The organism is Streptomyces sp. NPDC057302 (assembly GCF_042667685.1).
Taxonomy (GTDB): Bacteria; Actinomycetota; Actinomycetes; order Streptomycetales; family Streptomycetaceae; genus Streptomyces.
Genome location: NZ_JBHUZJ010000011.1, coordinates 75,935 through 100,485 on the forward strand (window position 1 = coordinate 75,935; position 24,551 = coordinate 100,485).

The window sequence follows — 24,551 nt, forward strand, 5'->3', positions numbered from 1 at the left end:
ACGGACGTGGTGCCACGGATCAATCGGCGCCAAGGCACCATGGACCGATGCGCGATGACAAGACGACGGTGATCGGTGCCCTCGTCCTTCACGCGGTCGAGGGTGACGAGCAGGCGACGCACGATCTCCTGGCTCATGTGCACCCCTTGGCGCTGCGGTACTGCCGCACACGGCTCTCCCGACTTCCGGGTGACGCGCGGCACTTCGTGGAGGACCTGGCGCAGGAAGTCTGCGTCGCGGTCCTCCTCGCACTGCCGCGCTACAAGGACACGGGACGCCCCTTCGAGGCGTTCGTCTTCGCGATCGCCGCGCACAAGGTCGCGGACCTCCAGCGCGCGGCGATGCGCCATCCCGGATCCACGGCGGTGCCGTCGGACGAGATGCCCGAGCGGCCCGACGACTCCCTCGGTCCCGAGGAGCGCGCGCTGCTCAGCAGCGACGCCGAGTGGGCCAAGAAGCTCATGGCCAACCTTCCGGAGAACCAGCGCGAGCTGCTGCTCCTGCGGATCGCGGTCGGGCTCACGGCCGAGGAGACCGGGCAGATGCTGGGGATGTCCCCGGGCGCGGTGCGGGTCGCGCAGCATCGCGCGTTGAGTCGATTGCGGGCACTGGCCGAGCAATAACGATCACCGGTTGCCCTGACGGTGGCCCTCGGTGTCCGTTCGCGACGTATGAACGTACAAACCTGGTCGATGATCTTGATCGTGGAATGAGACACCCTCGATTCCCGTTAGCATGGACATCCGCACCGATCAAGGCCATTTGGGGAAGGTGTCATGACTGCAAACGGCGGCTCTTCGACTGGGGTGCCCGAGAAATTCGCGACGCTCGGGCTGACCTACGACGACGTGCTGTTGCTGCCGGGCGCGTCGGAGGTCCTCCCGAACGCGGTCGACACCTCGTCCCGCATCTCCCGCAACGTCCGCGTGAACATCCCGCTGCTTTCCGCGGCGATGGACAAGGTCACCGAGGCCCGCATGGCCATCGCCATGGCGCGGCAGGGTGGCGTCGGCGTGCTGCACCGCAACCTGTCGATCGAGGACCAGGTCAACCAGGTCGACCTCGTGAAGCGCTCCGAGTCCGGCATGGTGACCGACCCGATCACGGTGCACCCGGACGCGACGCTGGGGGAGGCTGACGCGCTGTGCGCGAAGTTCCGCATCAGCGGCGTCCCGGTGACCGACCCGGCGGGCAAGCTGCTCGGCATCGTCACCAACCGCGACATGGCTTTCGAGAACGACCGCGGCCGCCAGGTGCGCGAGGTCATGACGCCCATGCCGCTCGTGACCGGCAAGGTCGGCATCTCCGGCGTCGACGCCATGGAGCTGCTCCGCCGCCACAAGATCGAGAAGCTGCCGCTCGTCGACGACGCGGGGATCCTCAAGGGCCTCATCACCGTCAAGGACTTCAAGAAGGCCGAGCAGTACCCGAACGCCGCCAAGGACGCCGAGGGCCGTCTCCTCGTCGGCGCCGCCGTCGGCGCGAGCCCCGAGGCGCTGGAGCGGGCGCAGGCCCTTGCCGCGGCCGGGGTCGACTTCCTGATCGTCGACACCTCCCACGGGCACAACAGCAACGCCCTGAGCTGGATGTCGAAGATCAAGTCGGGCGTGAACGTCGACGTCATCGGTGGCAACGTAGCGACGCGTGACGGCGCCCAGGCGCTCATCGACGCCGGTGTCGACGGCGTCAAGGTCGGTGTCGGACCGGGCTCCATCTGCACCACGCGCGTGGTCGCCGGAATCGGCGTCCCGCAGGTCACCGCCATCTACGAAGCGGCCGTAGCGGCGCGCGCGGCCGGTGTCCCGGTCATCGGCGACGGCGGCCTCCAGTACTCCGGTGACATCGGCAAGGCGCTGGCCGCCGGCGCCGACACCGTGATGCTCGGCTCGCTGCTCGCGGGCTGCGAGGAGTCGCCGGGTGAGCTGATGTTCATCAACGGCAAGCAGTTCAAGTCCTACCGCGGCATGGGTTCGCTCGGCGCGATGCAATCCCGTGGCCAGGGACGCTCGTACTCGAAGGACCGCTACTTCCAGGCGGAGGTCTCCTCGGACGACAAGCTCGTCCCCGAGGGCATCGAGGGCCAGGTGGCCTACCGCGGCCCGCTGGCCAACGTGCTGCACCAGCTCGTCGGCGGCCTGCGCCAGACGATGGGTTACGTGGGCGCCGCCTCCATCGACGAGATGGAGTCCAAGGGCCGCTTCGTGCGCATCACCTCCGCGGGCCTCAAGGAGAGCCACCCGCACGACATCCAGATGACGGTCGAGGCGCCGAACTACACGAACAAGCGCTGACCCGAATTTCGCCGCGTACGCGCGCGTGGGGGCGGTCCGGATTCCCGGGGCCGCCCCCTTCGCGCGCGTCGGGGATACTGGAACGGCAGACCGAGTGCCGAAGTGCGTAAGAAGTGCGAAGTACCGAAGAAAGCTGAAGGGCCACCCACGTGACTGAGATCGAGATCGGGCGCGGCAAGCGCGGCCGCCGGGCGTACGCCTTCGACGACATCGCCGTCGTGCCGAGCCGTCGTACCCGCGACCCGAAGGAGGTCTCGATCGCCTGGCAGATCGACGCCTACCGCTTCGAGCTGCCCTTCCTGGCCGCGCCGATGGACTCGGTCGTCTCGCCGCAGACCGCGATCCGCATCGGTGAGCTCGGTGGTCTCGGCGTACTGAACCTCGAAGGCCTGTGGACGCGGTACGAGGACCCGCAGCCGCTGCTCGACGAGATCGCGGAGCTGGACACCGACAACGCGACCCGGCGCCTCCAGGAGATCTACGCGGCTCCGATCCAGGCCGACCTGATCGGGCAGCGCATCAAGGAGGTGCGCGACTCGGGCGTGGTCACCGCCGCCGCGCTCTCCCCGCAGCGCACCGCCGAGTTCTCCAAGGCCGTCGTGGACGCCGGTGTCGACATCTTCGTCATCCGCGGCACCACCGTCTCCGCCGAGCACGTCTCCGGCGCCGCCGAGCCGCTCAACCTCAAGCAGTTCATCTACGAGCTCGACGTCCCGGTGATCGTCGGCGGCTGCGCCACGTACACCGCGGCCCTGCACCTGATGCGCACGGGCGCGGCCGGTGTCCTCGTCGGCTTCGGCGGCGGCGCCGCGCACACCACGCGCAACGTCCTGGGCATCCAGGTGCCGATGGCCACGGCCGTCGCGGACGTCGCCGCCGCCCGCCGTGACTACATGGACGAGTCCGGCGGCCGGTACGTGCACGTCATCGCGGACGGCGGCGTCGGCTGGTCCGGCGACCTGCCCAAGGCCATCGCCTGCGGCGCCGACTCGGTGATGATCGGCTCCCCGCTGGCGCGCGCCACGGACGCGCCGGGCAAGGGCCACCACTGGGGCATGGAGGCCGTCCACGAGGACGTGCCGCGCGGCAAGCGCGTCGACCTCGGTGTGGTCGGCACGACGGAGGAGATCCTCAGCGGTCCCTCGCACATCCCGGACGGCTCGATGAACTTCTTCGGGGCGCTGCGCCGTGCGATGGCGACGACGGGCTACAGCGAGCTCAAGGAGTTCCAGCGCGTCGAGGTGACGGTCGCGGACTCGCAGCACAGCCGCTGATCGTTTCGGTTGCACGAAGGGCCCCGGTACTCCTGCCGGGGCCCTTTCGCGTGCCGTCCGTCCGTCAGAGCCGGTGGGCCGCGCCCGCCGGGGTCGCGCCCCGGGTGTCGAGGAGCAGCTGGGCCTTCACCGCGAGACCTTGCAGGTCGTACGTGCGGTGGTGCTGGAGCAGGATCGTGAGGTCGGCGTCGGCCGCCGCTTCGTAGAGGGAGTCCGCGCGGGGCACGGGGTGGCCCAGGACGCTCCAGCTGGGGACGTAGGGGTCGTGGTAGCTGACGGCGGCGCCCAGCTCCATCAGGCGGGTCGCGACCTCCTGGGCGGGGGAGCCCTGCTGGTCGGCGAGGTCGGGCTTGTAGGTGACGCCGAGGAGCAGGACGCGGGCGCCGCGGGCGGACTTGCCGTGCTCGTTGAGCAGGGTCGCCGAGCGCTGGATCACGTACCGGGGCATGCGGTCGTTGACCTGCTGGGCCAGCTCGACCATGCGCAGGGGGCGGGCGCCGCGGCCGGGTCCCGGGATGTCCAGGGGGACTCCGTGGCCGCCGACGCCGGGTCCCGGGCGGAAGGCCTGGAAGCCGAAGGGCTTGGTCTCGGCGCACCGGATGACGTCCCACAGGTCGATGCTCAGGTCGTGGCAGAGCACGGCCATCTCATTGACCAGGGCCATGTTCACGTGCCGGTAGTTGGTCTCCAGGAGGTGCACGGTCTCGGCCTCGCGTGGGCCACGCGCGCGTACGACCTTGTCCGTGAGGCGGCCGTAGAAGGCGGCGGCCGATTCGGTGCAGGCCGGGGTGAGGCCGCCGATGACCTTGGGGGTGCCCGCGTAGCCGTGGGTGCGGTTGCCCGGGTCGAGGCGTCCCGGCGAGTGGGCGAGGTGGAAGTCGCGGCCCGCGCGCAGGCCTGAGCCCTCTTCGAGGATGGGGCGCAGGAATTCCTCTGTGGTTCCGGGGTAAACGGGTGACTCGAGGATGACCGTGGTGTGCGGGCGCAGCCGCGCGGCCAGGGCGCGGGCGGCTTCGGCCACCTGGCTCAGGTCGAGGGTGCGGTCGGCCGCCGGAGGAGTGGGGGCGCAGATGACCGCGGTGCGGACCCGGCCGAGCTGGACCGGGTCGGTGGTGGGTCTAAAGCCCCCCGAGAGCATCCGGCGGACATCGGCGGCGGTGAGGGTTCCCTCGGCGCCGTCGCAGGGCAGGCGGCCGCTTGCCAGGTCGACGGCGCGTGCGGGGTCGTAGCCGATGGTGGCGATGCCGCCGGAGACGGCGGCCTGGGCGAGGGGCAGGCCGAGGTGGCCGAGTCCGATGACGGCGAGATCTGCGGGCATGGCGGTGGGCCGTCCTCCCAATAGCCGGAGCGGGACGAGCGCGCAAGCCCTGTGGACAAGGTGGACCAGCGCAATGTCAGACTAGGAGTAAATATGACCGTTATGCGGCATTGTGCTGTGTCAGGCGTCGGAGTGTTGGCCGCGAGTTGTCCACAGGCGGCGGTCGAACTCAGCGGGCACGGTCAGAATCTGGGCATGATGTGAGCGCGACCACACCCGACAGCACACGGGAGGCAGCGGTGAGGACAGCGACCTTGGGACCGGCGGAGCGTGCCGAGTCACTGGCGGAAATGGCCGAGCGGGAGCTGGATGTCCTGGTCGTGGGCGCGGGAGTGGTCGGTGCGGGCACCGCACTGGACGCCGTGACCCGCGGTCTGTCCACCGGCCTCGTCGAGGCGCGGGACTGGGCGTCGGGCACGTCGAGCCGGTCGAGCAAGTTGATCCACGGCGGCCTGCGTTATCTGGAGATGCTCGACTTCGCGCTGGTGCGCGAGGCGCTCAAGGAGCGCGGCCTGCTCCTGGAGCGGCTCGCCCCGCACCTCGTGAAGCCGGTGCCGTTCCTGTACCCCTTGCAGCACAAGGGCTGGGAGCGGATCTACGCCGGATCGGGCGTCGCGTTGTACGACGCCATGTCGATGTCACGGGGGCACGGCCGAGGCCTGCCCATGCACCGCCACCTGACCCGTCGTCACGCCCTGCGTGTCGCCCCGTGTCTGAAGAAGGACGCGCTGACGGGGGCCATGCAGTACTACGACGCGCAGATGGACGACGCGCGTTACGTGGCCACGCTGGTGCGCACGGCCGCCGCGTACGGCGCGAAGGTCGCCAACCGCGCGAGGGTGACGGGCTTCCTGCGCGAGGGCGAGCGCGTCGTCGGCGCCACGGTGCAGGACGTCGAGGGCGGCGGGGAGTACGAGGTCAGGGCCAAGCAGGTGGTCAACGCCACGGGTGTGTGGACGGACGACACGCAGGCGATGGTCGGCGAGCGGGGCCAGTTCCACGTCAGGGCGTCCAAGGGCATCCATCTGGTCGTACCGAAGGACCGGATCAACTCGACGACCGGCCTGATCCTGCGGACGGAGAAGAGCGTCCTCTTCGTCATCCCGTGGGGCCGGCACTGGATCGTGGGCACGACCGACACCGAATGGGACCTGGACAAGGCGCACCCGGCGGCGTCCAGCGCCGACATCGACTATCTGCTCGAACACGTGAACTCGGTGCTCGGCGTGCCCCTCTCGCGGGACGACGTGCAAGGGGTGTACGCGGGGCTCAGGCCGCTGCTCGCCGGCGAGTCGGACGCCACGAGCAAGCTGTCGCGCGAGCACACGGTGGCCCATCCGGCGCCGGGCCTGGTGGTCATCGCGGGCGGCAAGTACACGACGTACCGGGTGATGGCGAAGGACGCCGTGGACGAGGCGGTGCACGGCCTCGACCAGCGGGTGGCCGAGTGCGTCACCGAGGACATTCCGCTGGTCGGCGCCGAAGGGTACAAGGCGCTGTGGAACGCGCGCGCCCGGATCGCGGCCCGCACAGGCCTTCATGTGGTGCGCGTGGAGCACCTGTTGAACCGGTACGGATCGCTGGCGGAGGAAGTCCTCGCCCTCATCACGGCCGACCCCACCCTGGGCGAGCCGCTGCCCGCCGCGGACGACTATCTGCGCGCCGAGATCGTCTATGCCGCGTCCCACGAGGGCGCACGGCATCTGGACGACGTGCTGACCCGGCGCACGCGCATCTCGATCGAGACGTTCGACCGGGGCACGCGCAGCGCGCGGTTGTGCGCGGAGCTGATGGCGTCGGTCCTCGGCTGGGACAAGGACCAGGTGGAGCGGGAGGTCCAGCACTACGAGAAGCGGGTGGAGGCGGAGCGCGAGTCGCAGCGGCAGCCGGACGACCTGACGGCGGACGCGGCGCGGCTCGGGGCGCCGGACATCGTGCCGCTGTAGGCGCTCCACCGCCCCTGCGGGGCTCTGGCTACGGTCTGGCTACGGGCAGAACTCGGCCGCCAGGAGTGTCCGTTCGAGGTCCGGGTCAGCCACCCCGTCCGTGTTGACCCGGAAAGTCAGGACACGGTCGCCGTCGCGGGTGGCGGCCGTACGGACGTAGCTCCCGGCCATGCGGCCGTTGTGGCCCCAGACCGTGGTGCCGCAGGGCAGCTTCTGCGGGTAGAGGCCCATGCCGTAGCTGCCCTCCGCGGCGCGGGTGTTGAGCATCTGGCGCAGCTGGGGCGCGGGGAGTAGCCGGCCAGCGAGGAGGGCCGAGTAGAAGCGGTCCAGGTCGGCGAGCGTGGAGACCAGCTCGCCCGCGGCGCCCGCGACGCGCGGGTTGAGGGCGGTGACGTCCCGGCCCCCGCTCGTGTACGCGCGACCGTGCGGGGAGGGGAGCGTGGTGCGGTTGCCGGGGAAGGAAGTGCCGGACAGGCGAAGGGGAGTGATGACGCGGCGTTCGGTCTCGGTGGCGTACGAGCGGCCGGTGACCTGCTGGATCACCATGCCCAGGACGACGTAGTTGGTGTTGGAGTACGACCAGCGGCCGGGTGCGGTCGCGGGGTGGGCGAGGGCGGTGCGGACCGCCTCCGCCGGAGTGAGGGGGACGAGGCCTTTGGTGTCGGTGGTGTAGTCCGCGAGGCCGCTGGTGTGGGTGAGCAGCGCGCGCAGGGTGAGGGCGCGGCCGTCGAGATGCTTGCCGCGGATGAGACCGGGCAGGTGGAGGTCCACAGGGTCGGACAGAGAAAGACGATGTTCGGCGGCGAGTTGGAGTACGACCGTCGCGATGAACGTCTTGGTGATGCTGCCCACGCGGAAGTGGTCGGTGCGGCGGATGCGGATGGCCGCGTCTGTGCTGCGGCCACTGCCGGGGCCTGTGTTGGCGCCGGGGTCACGTCCGGTCGGGGCACTGCTTCCCGTACCGGTGGCGGGTGCTTGGCTTTTGTCCGTGCCTGTGGTGGTGTCGGCGGCCGTGGTCCTGTTGGCCTGCGCGAAGTGCCACTGGGGCGGTCGGGTCGTCCGCTGTTCCGGTTGTGCGTCCGGGGCGCCCGGCGCGGTTGTCGACCATGGGGCTTCGTGGGCCAACAGAGCCGCGGCGGGGGCCTTGCCTCGGGTGACGAGCAGCGGAAGAGTGGCGTCCGTGGCCGGTTCGGCGGCCGGCGGCGCACTGGCGGAAGTCAGGCCGATGAGGGTCACCGCAAGGGGTATGGCCAGCAGTGTCCGTGCGTTGGGCATGGCGGCGCCTCCTTGTGCGGAGCCCATCATGAGGGACGTTGGACCCTGGGCGTAGACCGGTCCCTGAGTGAGGGACAATGGAGGCTCTGTCAGGGCGGGTTGCGCGGGTAGCAGCGGTAGCAGCAGAGGGGACGCATGTCGGACGCGGAGCAGGCGGGTCAGTCCCGTCAGGACAAGAGCGAACGTCTCCTCTCCGGGCGATACCGGCTGGGAGAAGTGCTCGGCCGCGGCGGAATGGGAACCGTCTGGCGCGCCAAGGACGAGACACTCGGCCGGACGGTCGCGGTGAAGGAGCTGCGCTTCCCGTCGAGCATCGACGACGAGGAGAAGCGCCGGCTCATCACGCGTACGTTGCGTGAGGCCAAGGCGATCGCGCGGATCCGCAACACCAGTGCGGTGACCGTGTACGACGTGGTCGACGAGGACGACCGCCCGTGGATCGTGATGGAGCTGGTCGAGGGCAAGTCGCTCGCCGAGGCCATTCGCGAGGACGGGCTGCTCACGCCGAGGCGCGCGGCCGAGGTCGGGCTCGCGGTGCTCGACGTCCTGCGGTCCGCGCACCGCGAGGGAATCCTGCACCGCGACGTGAAGCCGTCGAACGTGCTGATCGCCGAGGACGGACGGGTCGTCCTCACGGACTTCGGCATCGCGCAGGTCGAGGGTGACCCTTCGATCACGTCCACCGGCATGCTCGTCGGCGCGCCCTCGTACATCTCGCCCGAGCGGGCACGAGGGCACAAGCCGGGTCCGGCGGCCGACCTGTGGTCGCTGGGCGGTCTGCTGTACGCGGCGGTGGAGGGCGTTCCTCCGTACGACAAGGGGTCGGCGATCGCGACCCTCACCGCGGTGATGACCGAGGACGTCGAACAGCCGACGAACGCGGGACCGTTGGAGAAGGTCATCTACGGCCTGCTCGCCAAGGACCCCGACCAGCGGCTCGACGACACCGGGGCGCGGGCGCTCCTCATCGACGTGATCCACGCACCCGAGGTCAAGGACGAGCCGGAGCCGGTCGACGCGACGAAGGTCGTGCCGCTGCCTCCGGTGCCGCCGGCCTTGGGGAAGCGGTTCGGCAAGGGCAGGAACAAGGGTGGTGTCGGCGCGGGGGCCGCTGGTGCGGCTGGTGCGGGGGCCACGTCTGAGACTGCCGGGGCTTCTGGGGCTTCTGGGACCGCCGGGTCCTCGGCGGACTCCGGAGAGCGGCTGAAGGGTGCGCTCCGGTCGGTGCGGAAGGCCGCGGCTGCGGCTACCGCGCGGGGTGCGGGTGCGGGTGCGGGTGCTTCCGGGGGTGCCTCGGCTGCTGATTCCGGTTCCGGTTCCGGTTCCGGTTCTGGTGCGGTGGCGGAGAAGCCGTCGCGTGCCGGGGCGGGTGGCGCGGCTTCGGGTTCCGCTGCGGCGGGTTCTGCCTCTGCCTCTGCGTCTTCGCCTGCTGTTACTTCTGGTTCCGGTTCCGGGGCGAAGTCGGCGGTCGGGGGCAAGGGTGCGAGCGCTCCCGCTGCGCCTCCCGCGCAGCCTCCGCGTGCGGCTCCTCCCAAGGCTTCGCTCACCGACGTGGTGCCTCGGCGCACGCTCGTGATCTTCTCGCTGGCTCTCGCGCTCGCGGTTCTCGGGGCCGTGCTGGCCTTCGCCCTGGGCAACGAGGACGACAGCGGTGGGCAGGACAGCAACAACGGCGGGGACAAGGCCGCGTCCAGTGGGGCGACCGCGGGCAGCGGCGAGAAGGACGGGGAGACGGACAAGGGCGCCGGGAAGGACGGCGGCGCTGAGAAGGGCAAGGGCGAAGCGGACAAGGGTGCGGGCTCGGGGGCGAGCCCTGGTACGGACGAGGGCAAGGACCCGAGCGACGGCGGCAACGACGACGACAGCGACGACTCCGGCAAGAAGCCGAAGGACGGTGTCGAGTCGACGTACAAGCACTCCCAAGGTTTCTCGGTGGGCCTGCCCAAGGGCTGGAAGTACCAGTCCACTTCCACCGCGGGCGCGCGTTTCACCGGTCCGAACGGGCAGAAGCTGCTGATCGGCTGGACACCCACCCCCAAGTCCGACCCCGTGGGTGACTGGAAGAAGCAGGAACTGCACATGGTCCGGTCGCAGTACAAGCGGATCCGGATAGAGAAGGCCGACTACCGCGGGTGGAACACGGCCGACTGGGAGTTCACGTACGTCGAAGGCGGCACGAAGTACCGCTCGATAGACCGTGGGTTCGTCGTCAACGACCACCAGGGCTACGGAATCATGTACACGGCCAAGGCCGACAAGTGGAGCAGCGCCGAGCGCAAGGACACCTGGCAGACCTTGACGAAGTCGTTCAAGCCGAAGAAGTAGCGGGGGTCCGCGGAACGGGTCCGCGGAACGGGTCCACGGAACGGGTCCACGGAACGGGTCCCGGCGAGATCTCGCATCCCCTCAATGTGGTTTGCCTCCGGCACGTATCGTGAGTGGCTGCGGACCGTACGCAGCCACAACAAGGCGTTAGACGAACGGAATTGACCACCGTGCGGACGGGGGAGGCGTCGTGGACGAATACGCGGGGCGGGTACTCGCCGACCGCTATCGCCTGCCGCTGCCTCCCGCGGACGAGTACGAACTCGCCGAGACGCGCGCCTTCGACACGTACAGCGGCCAGGAAGTCCTGGTCAGGCAGGTGCCGTTGCCCGAGGTCGTCGACGCGGAAGTCCTTGAGCTCGATGAGCGCGATCTGCCGGAGGGAGAGCTTCCGGCGGGGTTCGTGAGCGCGGGGGCGGTGCGGAGGCCTTCGGCGCGTACGACACGCAGGCCGTCCGATCCGGCGGTGCGGCGCGCCATAGAGGCGGCGCAGGCCGCCGCGCAGATTCCCGATCATCCGCGGCTCGACCAGGTCTTCGACGTGTTCGCCGAGGGCGGTTCGCTGTGGATAGTGAGCGAGTTGGTGGCGGCGAGGCCGCTGGCCGCGCTGCTCGCGGACCGGCCGCTGAGTCCCTACCGGGCGGCGGAGGTCGCGGCGGACGTGGTGACGGCCCTGCGGGTCCTCCACGCGCACGGCTGGGTCCACCGGAACATCACCGCCCGCACGGTCCTGGTCTGCGACGACGGCCGGGTGGTCCTCACGGGCCTGGCGGCGGGCGCGGCGGAAGAGGCGCTGTGCGGGTACGACCCTCGGCCCGAGGAGTTCGTCTCGGGCTTCGGGGGCGGGGCGGCTGAGGACGCCTCGGACGCCGGTGCCGGTGCTGGTGGTGGGGCCGATGCGGGTGAGCCTGACGAGGCCCATGAGGTCGAGGAGAGCGATCGTTCGCGTGGTCATGCCGCGATCGAGGCCGCTCCGGCCGTGGAACCGCCCCGGGGCGACGCACGGCCGACCCGCTCCAGCGCCATAGCCGCGTATCGCGCCGGGGCGCGGGCCGCGGCGCGGGTGAGCGAGGACGAGGGCCGGCGGGGCTCCGCGTCGACGGGTGCGGAGTTGCCGGGTCCCAGGGACGGCGGGGCGTACGGGGCGAGCCCGGGTTTCGGCGAGGTCGATGACCCGGCGAGGACCGAGGGGCGCGACGGGCGTGACGGGTACGAAGGTCACGAGGGGTACGACGATGAAGGGCCGCGCGGGTATGGCGCGGAGGGCGGGTACGGGGGCGGCGGCAGCGGGAGCAGCGGTGAAGCCGAGGCTGCCGGGCGGATCCTGGACCCGTACGGCGTCCGGGGTACGAAGCAGTGGCACGGGGCTGTGCCCAGGGGCGGGAGCGGCGGGGGCGTTGGCGGTGCCGGTGGGCCTGCCGGCGGGTTCGCCGAGCGGGACGCGGGCAGGGGCGGACAGGCCTCCCACCGCGGCTACACCCCACCCCCACCCACAACTGCACCCGCACCTGCCCCCACCCCCTCCACCTCCGGCCACAGCTACTGGGACGCCCTCGTCGCCGAGCGCAGTGGGGCCCGGCGTGGGCCCGCCACCGCGCTTGCTGCCGAGCGGGCCCGGCATGCGCGGATGACCGTGGTCGGGGGTGTGACCGAGCGGTGGGCGCCCGAGCAGGCCGGGCCCGTGCACGAGAACTGGCAGCTCGCACCGCCCATCGGGCCCGCCACCGACCTCTGGGCGCTCGGCGCGCTGCTGTTCCGGGCCGTGCAGGGCCACGCGCCCTACCCGGAGGAGAGCACCTTCGAGCTCGTCCAACTGGTCTGCGCCGAGCCGCCCGCCTTCGCGGAGGAGTGCGGTCCGCTCCGGCCCGTCGTCGAGTCGCTGCTGCGTCAGGACCCCACCGAGCGGCTCGACTTCGAGGAGCTGAACGGCTGGCTGCGCTCGCTGGTCCGCTCCGCGCCCGAACCGGAAGCCGGGGCGAACGTCGTGCCCGCGCCTCCGTTCGACGCCAGGCGGCTGCCCGTCGTACGCCGTCGCGGTGATCTCGTACGCCGCAAGAAGCGGCGCGCCCCCGCGACCGCCGCCCCCACGTCGAACTCCCGGCAGGACGGGCGTCGCAAGCACAAGCAGACCAAGCAGACCAAGCAGACCAAGCAGCACAAGCAGACCAAACAGACCGAGCGCGGCCGGGAAGCCAGGCCGATGGCGGCCACGTCCGCGTCCGTGGGCGCACCCCCACGCGCCCCCGCCCCACCACGCGCCCCCGCGCCCAAGAGGAGCGGGAGCGGACGGCCGCGTTCGCTGGGGCGCCTGCTGCTCATCATCATCCTGGTCGGGCTCGTCGCGGCGATCGCGTACGCCGTGGCCTTCATGCCCAAGTCGGGCGAGAACGAGGGCAGCGAGCGGGCCGGTTCCGCCGGTGATCCCGGCACCAGCCAGGGGCCCGACCCCGGCGCCAGCTCCAGCGCCAAGCCCAGCGAGGACGGCAAGTCCGACAAGCCGAGCGACAAGCCCGGCGACAAGCCGAGCGGCAAACCGGAGACGAGCACCGGCTCGCAGAAGCCGCAGACCAACGATCCCGAGGTGCCCAAGGGCTTCACGCTCCGCAAGGACGCCGAGGGCTTCCGGGTCGCTGTCGCGAGCGGCTGGGACCGCAAGCCCAAGAACGGCCGTGGGCAGGTCCTCTACACGCGGGGCGACTTCGAACTGATCGTGGTGCCGGGGCGGGACGGCACGGACGAGTACGGCAGCGACCCGATGAAGTACCAGCGCGAGCACGAGCGCGAGCTGCAGCCGTTCCGCGACTCGACCTGGGCGGTGTCCTCCGGGATGCGCAGGATCGACGTGGGCGGACGGGCCATGGGCGAGGGGCAGTTCACCTGGCAGGGTCCAGGCGGCGGCGACATCTTCGTACGCAATCTCGCGATGATCGTCGGCGGGAAGTACCACGTCGTGCAGATCCGCGGGCCCGAGGCCGAGCGGGACGCAGTCGACCGGTTCTACGAGCAGGCGTCGACGACCTATCAGGTCACCGGCTGATCTGTTCCCGACGGGCGTTTCGTGGTGCTTCTCCGCCCCGGGAAAGGCCCGCTGTCGCTGCGTCACGCGTCACAGTGAGGTCTCCGAGCACCCCCGGAGGTTCCCCGCACGCCACCGGCTCCCTAACCTGGGCCATGTCAGAACCATTGCGGGGGATCGTGAATCAGATGCAGGGCCTGCTCCTCGCGGGCCGCTACCGGCTCGGTGAGTCCATAGGCCGCGGTGGCATGGGACGAGTGTGGCGCGCGCACGACGAGGTGCTGCACCGGACCGTCGCCGTCAAGGAACTGACGGCAGCGCAGTTCGTGCAGGAGGCCGACCGCGCGGTCCTTTTCGCGCGTACGCACGCGGAGGCGCGGGCCGCGGCCCGGATCAACCACCCCGCGGTCGTCACCGTCCACGACGTGCTCGAGTACGACGACCGCCCCTGGATCGTGATGGAGCTGGTCGAGGGCTGCTCGCTCGCGGACGCCGTCAAGGAGCAGGGCCGCATCGCGCCCGTCGAGGCAGCCCGCATCGGCCTGTGGACCCTGAAGGCCCTGCGCGCCGCGCACGCCGCCGGGGTCCTGCACCGCGACGTCAAGCCCGGCAACGTACTCCTGTCGAACGACCGGCGCATCCTGCTGACCGACTTCGGGATCGCGGCGATCGAGGGGGACTCGACGATCACGCGGACCGGCGAGGTCGTCGGCTCCGTCGACTATCTGGCGCCCGAGCGGGTCAGCGGCGCCAACCCCGGGCCCGCGTCCGACCTGTGGGCGCTGGGCGCCACGCTGTACACGGCGGTCGAGGGGAACTCCCCGTTCCGGCGTACGTCGCCGCTGGGCACCATGCAGGCCGTGGTCACCGAGGAGCCCGCCCCCGCCGAGTACGCGGGCGTGCTGGCCCCTGTCATCGGCGCGCTCCTGCGCAAGGACCCGGACACCCGGCCGACCGCGGAGGAGGCCGAGCTGATGCTCGCCGAGGCGGCGGAGGGACGGCAGCCGAGCGCGGGGCAGGCGTACGTGCCCACACAGGTCCACGCCACGTCTCAGCAACAGCAACAGCAGCGACAACAGCAACAGCAGCGACAGCAGCAGTCACCGCACCGGCAACAGCAGGAACAGCAGCCGCATCAGCACACCCCGCAGCACGGCTACCACCCCGCAGAGCCCGGCACCGTAGCCCACGGGAACGGCCCCGGCGCAGGCCTCCACTCCGCACTCCACCACTCCGGCACCGTCGTCCAAGGCACTCACCAGCAGGGCACCCACCAGTCGGGCACCCACCAGCAGGGCACCCACCAGCCCGCGAACCGCCCCCCGAAGCGCCGCAAGTGGCCCGCGATCGTCGCCGTGGCCGCCGCGGTCGTGCTGCTCGGCGGCGGAACCGCCGGGTACCTGTACTACGAGAACGGCGACGACGGCGGTACGCAGCAGTCCGGCGACAAGGAGCCGGGCAAGGCCGTCGGCGGCATCCCCGAGAACTGGCAGCGGGTGAAGGACGCCGAGGGCTTCAGCCTCATGCTGCCCAGGGGCTGGGAGCGCGAGGCCGACGGCACTCAGATCGACTACACCCCCGACCACGGGCGCCACTTCGTACGCATCGCCATCGACCGCAACACGACGTTCGAGAGCCCCTACACGCACCAGCTGGACCTCGAGAAGAACCTGAGCCCCAAGCTGCCCGCCTACAAGCGGCTGCAACTGGACCAGAACACCTTCCGCGACCGGCCCGGCGCGCTCTGGGAGTTCAGCTGGAAGGCGGGCGCGAACGACACGACCGCGGGCCCGCGCCGCGCCATCTCACAGTCCTATATCAGCCGTGACGGCGTCGAGTACGTGATTTACATGTCGTCCCCCGCCGCCGACTGGAACAAGGCCCGACAGCAGTTCGACGCGATGCTCCGGGGCTGGCGGGAGCGCTGAACGCGGCCGTTCGCAGTCGGGATGACCGGGACGAGCGGCCGGAACCAGTCCGCCACCCAGGTCCGGAGGGTCCGTTCGCACACGTGTGGGGCATGATGGCCGCATGGGGAGCGTGGGGGACAACGCCCGGGTCATAGCTGGCCGTTACCGCCTGGATGTGCGGCTCGGCAGGGGTGGCATGGGCGTCGTCTGGCAGGCCACGGATCAGTTCCTCGGCCGCAGGGTCGCCGTGAAGGAACTCGCGCTCGACGACACGCTCTCCGAATCCGACGCGATGCAGCAGCGCGAACGCACCCTGCGCGAGGCGCGGGCGGCGGCGCAGCTCCAGCATCCGCACATCATCGTCGTCCACGACGTCGTCGTGCAGAGCGACCACCCGTACATCGTCATGGAGTTGATCGAGGGCGGTTCGCTGGCCGGGCGGATCGCACGGCAGGGCCCGATGAACGCGCGGGCGGTGGCCCGGATGGGCATCGATCTGCTGGGCGCGCTGCGGGTCGCGCACGCCGCCGGGGTGCTGCACCGTGACATCAAGCCCGCGAACGTACTCCTGGAGGAGGCGACCGGGCGCGTCGTCCTCACCGACTTCGGGATCGCGCAGGTCAGCGGGGCGACGACGCTCACGGAGATCGGGTCGTTCGTCGGCTCACCCGAATACACCGCGCCCGAGCGGATGTCGGGGGAGCGGACGGGGCCCGCGTCCGACCTCTGGTCGCTCGGCGCGCTGCTCGTCGCCGCGCTGACCGGCGAGTCGCCCTTCCGCCGGGACTCGATCAGCGGCGTACTGCACGCCGTCGTCTTCGACGAGATCCGGCCGCCGCCCGCCGCCGCGCCGCTGCTGCCCGTCATCCTGGGCCTCCTCGAACGCAACCCGGACCACCGGCTCGGCGCGGAGGACGCGGAGCGGCTGCTGCGGACGTACGTCGAGACGGGGCGGATGCCGTCGACACCGGCGGGCCGGGCCGGCGGCCAGCCGTCGGCGCTGCCGGGCGGGTCCGGCGGCTACACGCCCACCTACCGCGACCTGCCCACCCATCCGCCCGCGCAGCCCGCGGGTCCTTCCCGGCGCCGTCGCCGCGCCATGCTGCTCGCCGCCGCGCTGGTGGCCGCGGTGGCCGGGGCCGGGGTGTCCGCCGCGCTCCTGATGAGCAGGGACGGCGAGGGGAACGGCGGTACGCCGTCGAGTCCGGCCTCGCAGTCCGCGCCGACGAAGACGGTGAGCCCGTCACCGTCGCCGACCCCGACGGTGACGGTCACGCGCGGCTCCCGCACCCCGAAGCCCTCCTCGCCCGAGGCCCCGGAGGGCTACCGCGTGCGGGAGGACTCCCGGGGGTTCACGCTCGCGGTGCCGGACGGCTTCACGCGCGAGGTGGACGGACCCCGCACCTTCTACAAGTCCTCGGGCGGCACCTTCCGCATCGGCATCAAGGAGTCGGCCCCCGAGCCGGGCGGCCCGCTGGCCGTGCAGCGCCGCTCCGACGCCAAGGGGCCGGAGAACAATCCCGGCTACCGGGGCGGCGAGGTCACCGAGACCTCGCACAACGGACGGCCCGCGGCCCTCTGGCAGTTCAGCTGGGACGGCTTCACGGCGGCGGAGGGCGCCCGGCACACGTACGACCTGTGCTGGGAGGAGGGCGGCCGGATGTTCGACGTGTGGGTCTCGGCGCCGGTCGGCAAGGCCGAGGAGGGCAGGCGGTACTTCGATACGGCGGTGGACTCGTTCATGCGCCGGTGAGGTTTGCCGGTGAGGTTTGTTCGTACGGGGGGCGGGCGCATCACCCCTGTCACAAGTCGGTGACCCGAGTGGAACCGGCGGCCTTCGGCAAGGTACTGATGTGGGCATGAGTAATGACGGGGGAGCCAACTACGGCCCGTACGAGCCCACCAGCTTCGGACTGCAGCCGCCACAGCAGCCGCAGCCGCAGACGCCGCAGTCGCAGCAGCAGACCGCGCAGCACTCCGGGGGGCCGCAACACTCCGGAGGGCCGCAGCACTCCAGGGGGCCGCAGCACTCCGGGGGGCCGCAGCAGCCCGCCGCGCCCACGCCGCCCCCGTCGCCGTACGCCCAGCCCACCCAGGTGGTGCCGAACCAGGCGTCCGAGCCGGACCCGGGCGCGGGGCGCCTGATCGCGGGCCGCTACCGCCTGCTGTCCAAGCTCGGCCACGGCGGCATGGGCACGGTCTGGCGCGCGAAGGACGAGACGGTGGACCGCGAGGTCGCCGTCAAGGAACCCCGCATCCCCGACCACCTGCCCGAGCGCGAGCGCAGCAACGTCTTCGAGCGGATGCGCCGCGAGGCGCGTGCCGCGGCCCGCCTCGACCACCCGGCCGTGGTCAACGTCCACGACGTGGCGGTGGAGGACGGCCAGCCGTGGATCGTCATGGAGCTGGTCCAGGGCCGCTCGCTCGGCGCCGCGCTCCAGGAGGGCACCCTGGGCGCCCGCGAGGCCGCCCGCATCGGCCTCGAGGTGCTCGGCGCCCTGGACGCCGCCCACCAGGCGGGCATCCTGCACCGTGACGTGAAGCCGGACAACGTGATGCTGGGCCAGCACGACCGCGTCATCCTCACGGACTTCGGCATCGCCCAGATCGAGGGCGAGACGAACCTGACGGACACGGGCGGCTTCGTCGGTTCGCCCGAGTTCATCGCCCCGGAGCGGGTGCTCGGCCAGCGCCCCGGCCCCGCGTCGGACCTCTGGTCGCTCGGCGTGGTCCTCTACGCCGCGACGGAGGGCGTATCGCCGTTCCGCCGCAACAACACCCCCGCGACGCTCCAGTCCGTCCTGAACGCGACCCCGGCGGCGCCCGCCTCGGCCTCCGGCCCGCTGGCCCAGACGATCAACGGCCTCCTCACCAAGGACCCCGGCCAACGCCCCCGCGCCGCCCAGGTCCGCACCCTCCTGGAGGAAACGGCCCGCCCGCCGCAGCCTGCGCCGACGCAGGTCGTCCAGTTCGGCGGTGGCGGTAACGGTGGCGGTGGCGGCAAGGGCGTGACGCTAGGCCGCAAGGGGCTCATCGGCATCGGCGCGGTAGTCGTCGCAGCCGTGGTCGCAGGCGTACTCGTGGTCATGAATCCATTCGCGGCGGCCGAGGCGGACAGCTGGGAGTCGCACGAGGAGAAGGCGCTGGGCGCGACGGTGGCGGCGCCGCCGGACTATGTGAAGTCCGAGGCGGACGGGGTCGACAAGACGGAGCACTGGGTCGCTTACACGGACCCGAGCCACGCGGTCTCGATCACTCTCAGCCTTGAGAAGAAGTCCGAGGACAGCACGAACGAGATCGCCAATTCGGCACCGTCACAGGCCTACGCGGACGGAGACGCGATAGAGGGCGGCGACAAGAGCTACATGGCGGAGGCCCCGGCTCCCAAGGTCAAGTCTGCCAAGACCTCCTACAAGGACGGGGAATCCGCCGAGAACGCGGTCTCCTACGTGGACGATTCGGACACCGAGGCGCCGAAGCCGCGCGAGGCGAAGATCTTCTATTACATGACCAAGTCCGGCGACATGTACAAGCTCTGGATCGACTACCCGAGCAAGGGCGACTTCGTCGATCGCGGCCGTGAGGTCGCCAAGACCGCGATCGCCGAGCTGGAGATCGCAAAGCCTTGACGGCCTGGACTCGCACCCAGGGGCACCTGTACTGGGTGCCCCTGGGAAGTCGAAGTCAGCTGTTGATCCGCTTTCCCGTACGAACGCTCACTGTGAGCCAGGAAGTCTCGATGGTGTTGGATCCAGACCTACTCGCGGTAAGCCGATAGGTCAGATGGGACCTCTCGGACAAGTTGTAGTCGCAGGTCTTGATGGAATCCCGCTTGCTGTTCACGCACTTGATCTTCCGCCCACTGGTGGTGTGGCCGGACCCCTTGAGCTTCCAGCCTTTCTGGCTGCTATTGGAGTAGAAGACCTTGAGAGTGTCAGTGCGGTGGTAAAAGCACACTGATCCACCTTTGAAGGTGCCCAGCGCTACCGACCTGCAGGAACTTGCTGATGCCGCTTCGGCCGCCTCGGCAGGACCGATCAGTGTCATGGTCGTAGCTGCGGCGGTGGTGAACGCGAGCGCGGCGAACTTGGATCTCATGGCATGGGCCCCATTTCAGTGGAGGGTTCACTGTGGTCAGGAAGTGAACCCTGGTGCCGTGACGTTACATGTTGAGTACCTGCCAATTTGGCTGAGGTTGGGGTCTGGCTGCACGTGATCGCGTGCTGTTGTTCCCACTCGGATCTCCGGTGCTCGTGATCACCCCGAGCGAGGGCGTCCGCGATCTGGGAGTCGCTATGAAGGGCAAGGTGACGCGACAACGGCCTGATCAGGGGCTTTACCGCCAGCGATCGCTGGCATCGTGTGTGTGCTCGGTGAAAGCTGATTACCGACGGGTACCCAAATCCCTGACCTGGGCCTACGCTCACCTCCATGACGGACTCGCAGGCCACCGCAGCGCACCTCGGTACGAACCCGATAGCCACCGCTCCCGAAGGCGCGCGCACCGCCGCCGACGTGGTGACTCCCGAGCTGATCGCGCAGCTCACCCGGGATGTGATCGGTTCGGGTCGGACCGCCAACCACATGCCGTTCACCGGCGAGAAGCTGGCCGACCTGCCCGAGTCCACCCCCGAGGACGTGGCCACTGCCTTCGCGCGCGCCCGCGTGGCGCAGATCGCCTGGGAGCGCACCCCGGTCCGCCGCCGCGCCGCGGTCCTGCTCCGCTTCCACGACCTCGTGCTCCAGCGCCAGGCCGAGGTCCTCGACCTCATCCAGCTGGAGACCGGCAAGGCCCGCCTGCACGCGCACGAGGAGCTGCAGGCCGTCGCCGTCGCCGCCCGGCACTACGGCCGCAAGGCCCCCGCGTATCTGAACCCCAAGCGGCACACCGGCGTCGTACCGACCCTCACGAAGGTCACCGAGAACCGTCAGCCGCGCGGTGTGGTCGGCCAGATCGCGCCCTGGAACTACCCGCTCGAACTGTCCATCGGCGACGCCCTTCCCGCGCTCGTCGCGGGCAACGCGCTGGTGATGAAGCCCGACACGGAGACCTGCCTGACCGCCCTGTGGGCCCGCGACCTCATCATCGAGGCCGGTCTGCCCGCCGAGGTCTTCCAGGTCGTCCTCGGTGACGGTCCCGTCATCGGACCCGAGATCGTCAAGCACGCCGACTACGTCTCCTTCACCGGCTCCACCCGCGTCGGCCGCGAGGTCGCACAGGGTGCCGCGGGCCGCCTCGTCGGCGTCTCGCTCGAACTCGGCGGCAAGAACGCCATGCTGGTCCTGCACGACGCCGACATCGACAAGGCCGCGGCGGGCGCCGTGCGCGCCTGCTTCTCCTCCGCGGGCCAGCTCTGCATCTCCATCGAGCGGCTGTACGTCCACGAGTCGATCGCGGACGAGTTCGTCGAGCGCTTCGCGGCGCGGACGAAGGCGATGCGGCTCGGCCGCTCCCTCGCGTACGGCGCCGACATGGGCTCGCTGGTCGGCGAGCGGCAGCTGGAGACCACCAAGCGGCACGTCGACGAGGCGGTCGCCAAGGGCGCCACGCTGATCGCGGGCGGCGTCGCCCGTCCCGACATCGGCCCGTTCTTCTTCGAGCCGACCATCCTGGACGGCGTCGAGTCCCCCATGGCGGTGTGCGGCGAGGAGACCTTCGGCCCCGTCGTCTCCGTCTACCGCTTCACCGACGAGAACGAAGCCGTCGAGCTCTCCAACTCCACGTCGTACGGACTGAACTCCTCGGTCTGGACGAAGGACGGCAGCCGCGGCCGGAAGCTCGCGGCCCGTCTGCGCACCGGCACGGTCAACGTGAACGAGGGCTTCGCTCCCGCCTACGGCAGCGCGCAGTCGCCGATGGGCGGCATGAAGGACTCGGGCCTCGGCCGCCGCCACGGCTCCGAGGGCATCCTGAAGTACACCGAGGCGCAGACCGTCGCGCACCAGCGTCTGATGCCGCTCGCGCCGTCCTTCGGCATGGACGACGAGAAGTACGCGGCGTTCATGAGCCTGGGCCTCAAGGTCATGAAGTCCCTGCACCTGCGCTAGTTCTCAACGAGGAGAGTCAATGTCACAGGAGAGCTCTGTCCAGAAACAGCCGGACAGTGAGGCGGGCGGGTTCTGCGGGCCCGGCGAAGCGTCGTACGACTACGACGTGATCGTCGTCGGGTCCGGCTTCGGCGGCTCCGTCTCCGCCCTGCGTCTCACGGAGAAGGGCTACCGCGTCGGCGTGCTCGAAGCGGGACGCCGCTTCACCCGTGAAACGCTCCCGAAGAACTCCTGGGACCTCAAGAACTACCTCTGGGCACCGGCACTCGGCCTCTACGGCATCCAGCGCATCCACCTGCTCGGCAACGTGATGGTGCTGGCGGGAGCGGGCGTCGGCGGAGGTTCGCTGAACTACGCGAACACGCTCTACGTACCCCCCGAGCCGTTCTTCAACGACCCGCAGTGGAAGGACATCACGGACTGGCAGGACGAGCTCGGCCCCTACTACGAGCAGGCCAAGCGCATGCTCGGGGTGCGGATCAACCCGACCACGACTCCGTCCGACGTCCACCTGAAGGCCGCCGCCCAGGCCATGGGAGTGGGCGACAGCTTCCACATGGCGCCGGTCGGCGTCTTCTTCGGCGACGAGCAGGACGCCTCAGGTACTTCAACGGCCACGCCCGGCAAGGAAGTTCCCGATCCGTACTTCGGGGGCGCGGGCCCCTCCCGCAAGGCCTGCACCGAGTGCGGCGAGTGCATGACGGGCTGTCGGCACGGCGCGAAGAACACCCTCAACGAGAACTACCTCTACCTGGCGGAGAAGGCGGGCGCCGTCATCCACCCGATGACGTCCGTCGTCACCGTCACCGAGGACTCGCGGGGCGGCTACGCCGTCGCCACCCTGCGCACCGACAACAAACGCAAAGGCGACGGGCGTACGTTCACCGCGCGCGAGGTCGTCTTCGCGGCGGGCACCTACGGCACGCAGACGCTCCTGCACCGCATGAAGGACACCGGCCTGCTCCCGCGCATCTCGGGGCGGCTCGGCGCGCTGACCCGCACGAACTCCGAGGCCCTGGTCGGCTCGCAGACCACCGACCGCCGCTACCGCAAGCAGCACGGCATCGAGAAGGCGGACTTCAGCAAGGGCGTCGCGATCACCTCGTCGATCCACCCGAACGCCTCCACGCACATCGAGCCCGTCCGCTACGGCAAGAAGTCGAACGCGATGGGCGGCCTGACGATCCTCCAGGTCCCCTACAGCATCAAGGGCGGCAAGGCGCGCGTCACGGGATGGCTCGGCAACGTCGCCAAGCACCCCTGGCTCATGGTCCGTTCGCTCTCCAACCGGCGCTGGTCGGAGCGGACCATCATCGGCCTGGTCATGCAGACGCTCGACAACTCCCTGACCACGTACCGCAAGGAAAAGGGCATCGGCAAGGGCCTGCTGACCGCCCGGCAGGGCCATGGCGCCCCCAACCCGACGCAGATCCCCGAGGCCACCGAGGCCGCGACACTGCTGGCCAAGGAGATCAACGGCTTCGCGGGGTCGAACGTGGGCGAGCTGATGGGCACCCCGCTGACGGCGCACTTCCTCGGCGGCTGCCCGATCGGCGACTCCGCGGACACCGGGGTCATCGACCCCTATCACCGCCTCTACGGGCACCCGGGCATCTCGGTCGTCGACGGCGCCGCGGTCTCCGCGAACCTGGGCGTGAACCCGTCGCTCACGATCACCGCGCAGGCCGAGCGCGCGATGTCGTTCTGGCCCAACAAGGGCGCCGAGGACACCCGCCCCGCCCCGGGCACGCGGTACGTACGTCTCGCCGCCGTCGAGCCGAAGTCCCCCGCGGTACCGGCGGACGCGTTCGGCGCGCTGAAGCTGCCCTTCCTGGGGATGCCTTCCGTGCCCGCCAAGAAGTAGCGCCGCCGCGCCCCGAGGAACGTACGTACGCGAAAGGACCTGCGCCCCCCTCCGAGCGCAGGTCCTTTCGCGAGCGTGGCCTCGGGCGCGGTGACGCGCCCCGGCGTTATGCGCCGACGTCGGCCTTCTTGCGGCGGACGACGAAGACGGCGCCCGCACCGGCGATGACGGCGACGCCGCCGACGAGGCCGATGGTCGGCAGCATGGAGCTGGAGCCGGTCTCGGCGAGGTTGCCGGTGGTCGGGATCTCCTTGGCGCCGCCCAGGGGCTTCTCGCCGCCGGTAGGCTTCTTGCCGCCCTCGTTCTCCTCGGCCTCGCCCGGGTTCTCGTTGTCGCTGCCAGGCTTCAGGACCGTGAAATCGTAGAACGCGAACGCGTTGTGCACGCAGTTCTGCTCGGAGTCGAGGTAGCCGCCGAGGCCGAGCGCGTAGCCGTCGCCGGCCGGGGCCTTGGCGCTGACGTTGAGGCGCAGCTTGATGTCGACCTTCTCCTTGGCACCCAGCTCGGTGGTGCCGAAGTAGACGCCGCCCGTGACCTCGTCCGCGATGGACTCCCAGGCCTTGGACTCGGGGTTGAAGTACTGGATCTGCGCGTAGTTGGCGAGCCAGTCCTTCTCGTCCTGGCTCTCCGTGAAGTTGTCCACGGCGGCGAGCCACTGGACCTCGCCGAGGTCCTCGTCACTGGGGTTGGTGGCCGTCAGCTTGAACTGGTGCCAGCCGCTGCCCGCGACGATCTTGCCGGGCAGGCCCGAGAGGCCGAGATCCAGCTTCGACTCGTCGTCCGCACCGTCGTCGTCGACCGCGCAGTCCGTGGGCTCCTCGGAGGGCTCCTCGGTCGGCTCGTCCGTCTCGGTGGGCTCTTCCGTGGGCTTGCCCGTCTCGGTGGCCGTTTCGGACGGCGCCGGAGTGGTCTTGGTGGCCGACGGGGTCGGCGTCGCCGTCTCGGACTCCGTCTCGGACGGCGTGACCGTCGGAGTGGGCGTGGCCGTCTCGGTGATCGTCTCGGTCGGCGTGGGCGTGGCGCCGTCGGTCGCGAAGGCGGCAGGGGCCGAAAGCAGCGCGAGCGGGGCTATGGCAGCGGTCGCGGCCGCGGCGGCCATGACACGGCGAAGCTTCATGAAGACCTCAGTGAGTCCGGCGTACCACCTGGTGGGCGATACGGAGGTGGAGGCCTCCGCGGTGGGGACGCGGGTGTGGCCGTTGTTACGCATGCATGACCTGTGTCTCCTGTGAATGGTTGTCCTCGAACTCACAGAATTCTTATGTGGCTTGGATCACAGAGCTT

Annotated in this window: 15 protein-coding genes; 11 read left to right on the forward strand and 4 right to left on the reverse strand. The window is 70.5% G+C overall.

The genetic code is table 11. The features are described from left to right. Positions 1-47 precede the first annotated feature (47 nt). From ACFUPX_RS11290 to ACFUPX_RS11300, 3 genes are all read left to right on the forward strand, one after another. Complete coding sequence (locus ACFUPX_RS11290) at positions 48-623, forward strand: sigma-70 family RNA polymerase sigma factor (RefSeq protein WP_383319637.1); 576 nt, start codon at positions 48-50, stop codon at positions 621-623. Positions 624-776: 153 nt separating this feature from the next. Next, a complete protein-coding gene (gene guaB, locus ACFUPX_RS11295) occupies positions 777-2,291 on the forward strand; it encodes an IMP dehydrogenase (protein ID WP_383319640.1) in 1,515 nt (504 codons plus the stop codon). Between the two features lie 149 nt (positions 2,292-2,440). Continuing rightward, the gene (locus ACFUPX_RS11300; protein WP_383319643.1) at positions 2,441-3,565 is read left to right on the forward strand and encodes a GuaB3 family IMP dehydrogenase-related protein; all 1,125 of its coding nucleotides are present in this window, start codon (positions 2,441-2,443) and stop codon (positions 3,563-3,565) included. Between the two features lie 64 nt (positions 3,566-3,629). On the opposite strand, the gene ACFUPX_RS11305 is transcribed toward ACFUPX_RS11300, so the two are convergent. Continuing rightward, a complete protein-coding gene (locus ACFUPX_RS11305) occupies positions 3,630-4,883 on the reverse strand; it encodes a nucleotide sugar dehydrogenase (RefSeq protein ID WP_383319646.1) in 1,254 nt (417 codons plus the stop codon). Positions 4,884-5,122: 239 nt separating this feature from the next. On the opposite strand from ACFUPX_RS11305, the gene ACFUPX_RS11310 reads away from it, so the two are divergent. Further along, positions 5,123-6,829: a glycerol-3-phosphate dehydrogenase/oxidase gene (locus ACFUPX_RS11310; RefSeq protein WP_383319649.1), complete on the forward strand. Its 1,707-nt coding sequence runs from the start codon at positions 5,123-5,125 to the stop codon at positions 6,827-6,829. 39 nt (positions 6,830-6,868) lie between these two features. Here ACFUPX_RS11310 and ACFUPX_RS11315 read toward each other — a convergent pair whose 3' ends face one another. Further along, positions 6,869-8,104: a serine hydrolase domain-containing protein gene (locus ACFUPX_RS11315; RefSeq protein WP_383319652.1), complete on the reverse strand. Its 1,236-nt coding sequence runs from the start codon at positions 8,102-8,104 to the stop codon at positions 6,869-6,871. Between the two features lie 135 nt (positions 8,105-8,239). Between ACFUPX_RS11315 and ACFUPX_RS11320 the strand changes: the two genes are divergently transcribed. From ACFUPX_RS11320 to ACFUPX_RS11340, 5 genes are all read left to right on the forward strand, one after another. Further along, a complete protein-coding gene (locus ACFUPX_RS11320; RefSeq protein ID WP_383319655.1) occupies positions 8,240-10,429 on the forward strand; it encodes a serine/threonine-protein kinase in 2,190 nt (729 codons plus the stop codon). A gap of 190 nt (positions 10,430-10,619) precedes the next feature. Then, positions 10,620-13,466, forward strand: coding sequence for a protein kinase (locus ACFUPX_RS11325; protein WP_383319658.1), 2,847 nt, complete (start codon positions 10,620-10,622; stop codon positions 13,464-13,466). A 167-nt stretch (positions 13,467-13,633) separates the two neighbouring features. Beyond that, positions 13,634-15,373: a protein kinase gene (locus tag ACFUPX_RS11330; RefSeq protein ID WP_383319778.1), complete on the forward strand. Its 1,740-nt coding sequence runs from the start codon at positions 13,634-13,636 to the stop codon at positions 15,371-15,373. A 103-nt stretch (positions 15,374-15,476) separates the two neighbouring features. Next, entirely contained in the window at positions 15,477-17,108 is a 1,632-nt protein-coding gene (locus ACFUPX_RS11335; protein WP_383319661.1) for a serine/threonine-protein kinase, read from the forward strand. A 106-nt stretch (positions 17,109-17,214) separates the two neighbouring features. Beyond that, positions 17,215-18,984, forward strand: a complete 1,770-nt coding sequence (locus ACFUPX_RS11340) for a serine/threonine-protein kinase (protein WP_383319664.1) — start codon at positions 17,215-17,217, stop codon at positions 18,982-18,984. A 55-nt stretch (positions 18,985-19,039) separates the two neighbouring features. Here ACFUPX_RS11340 and ACFUPX_RS11345 read toward each other — a convergent pair whose 3' ends face one another. Next, a complete protein-coding gene (locus ACFUPX_RS11345) occupies positions 19,040-19,453 on the reverse strand; it encodes a hypothetical protein (protein ID WP_383319667.1) in 414 nt (137 codons plus the stop codon). A gap of 333 nt (positions 19,454-19,786) precedes the next feature. Here ACFUPX_RS11345 and ACFUPX_RS11350 point away from each other — a divergent pair, with 333 nt between their 5' ends. Continuing rightward, positions 19,787-21,403, forward strand: a complete 1,617-nt coding sequence (locus tag ACFUPX_RS11350; protein WP_383319670.1) for a succinic semialdehyde dehydrogenase — start codon at positions 19,787-19,789, stop codon at positions 21,401-21,403. Positions 21,404-21,422: 19 nt separating this feature from the next. Then, positions 21,423-23,267: a GMC oxidoreductase gene (locus tag ACFUPX_RS11355; RefSeq protein ID WP_383319673.1), complete on the forward strand. Its 1,845-nt coding sequence runs from the start codon at positions 21,423-21,425 to the stop codon at positions 23,265-23,267. Positions 23,268-23,373: 106 nt separating this feature from the next. Here the strand turns inward: ACFUPX_RS11355 and ACFUPX_RS11360 are convergent, their stop codons facing one another. Continuing rightward, positions 23,374-24,477: an LAETG motif-containing sortase-dependent surface protein gene (locus tag ACFUPX_RS11360; protein WP_383319676.1), complete on the reverse strand. Its 1,104-nt coding sequence runs from the start codon at positions 24,475-24,477 to the stop codon at positions 23,374-23,376. Positions 24,478-24,551 lie beyond the last annotated feature (74 nt).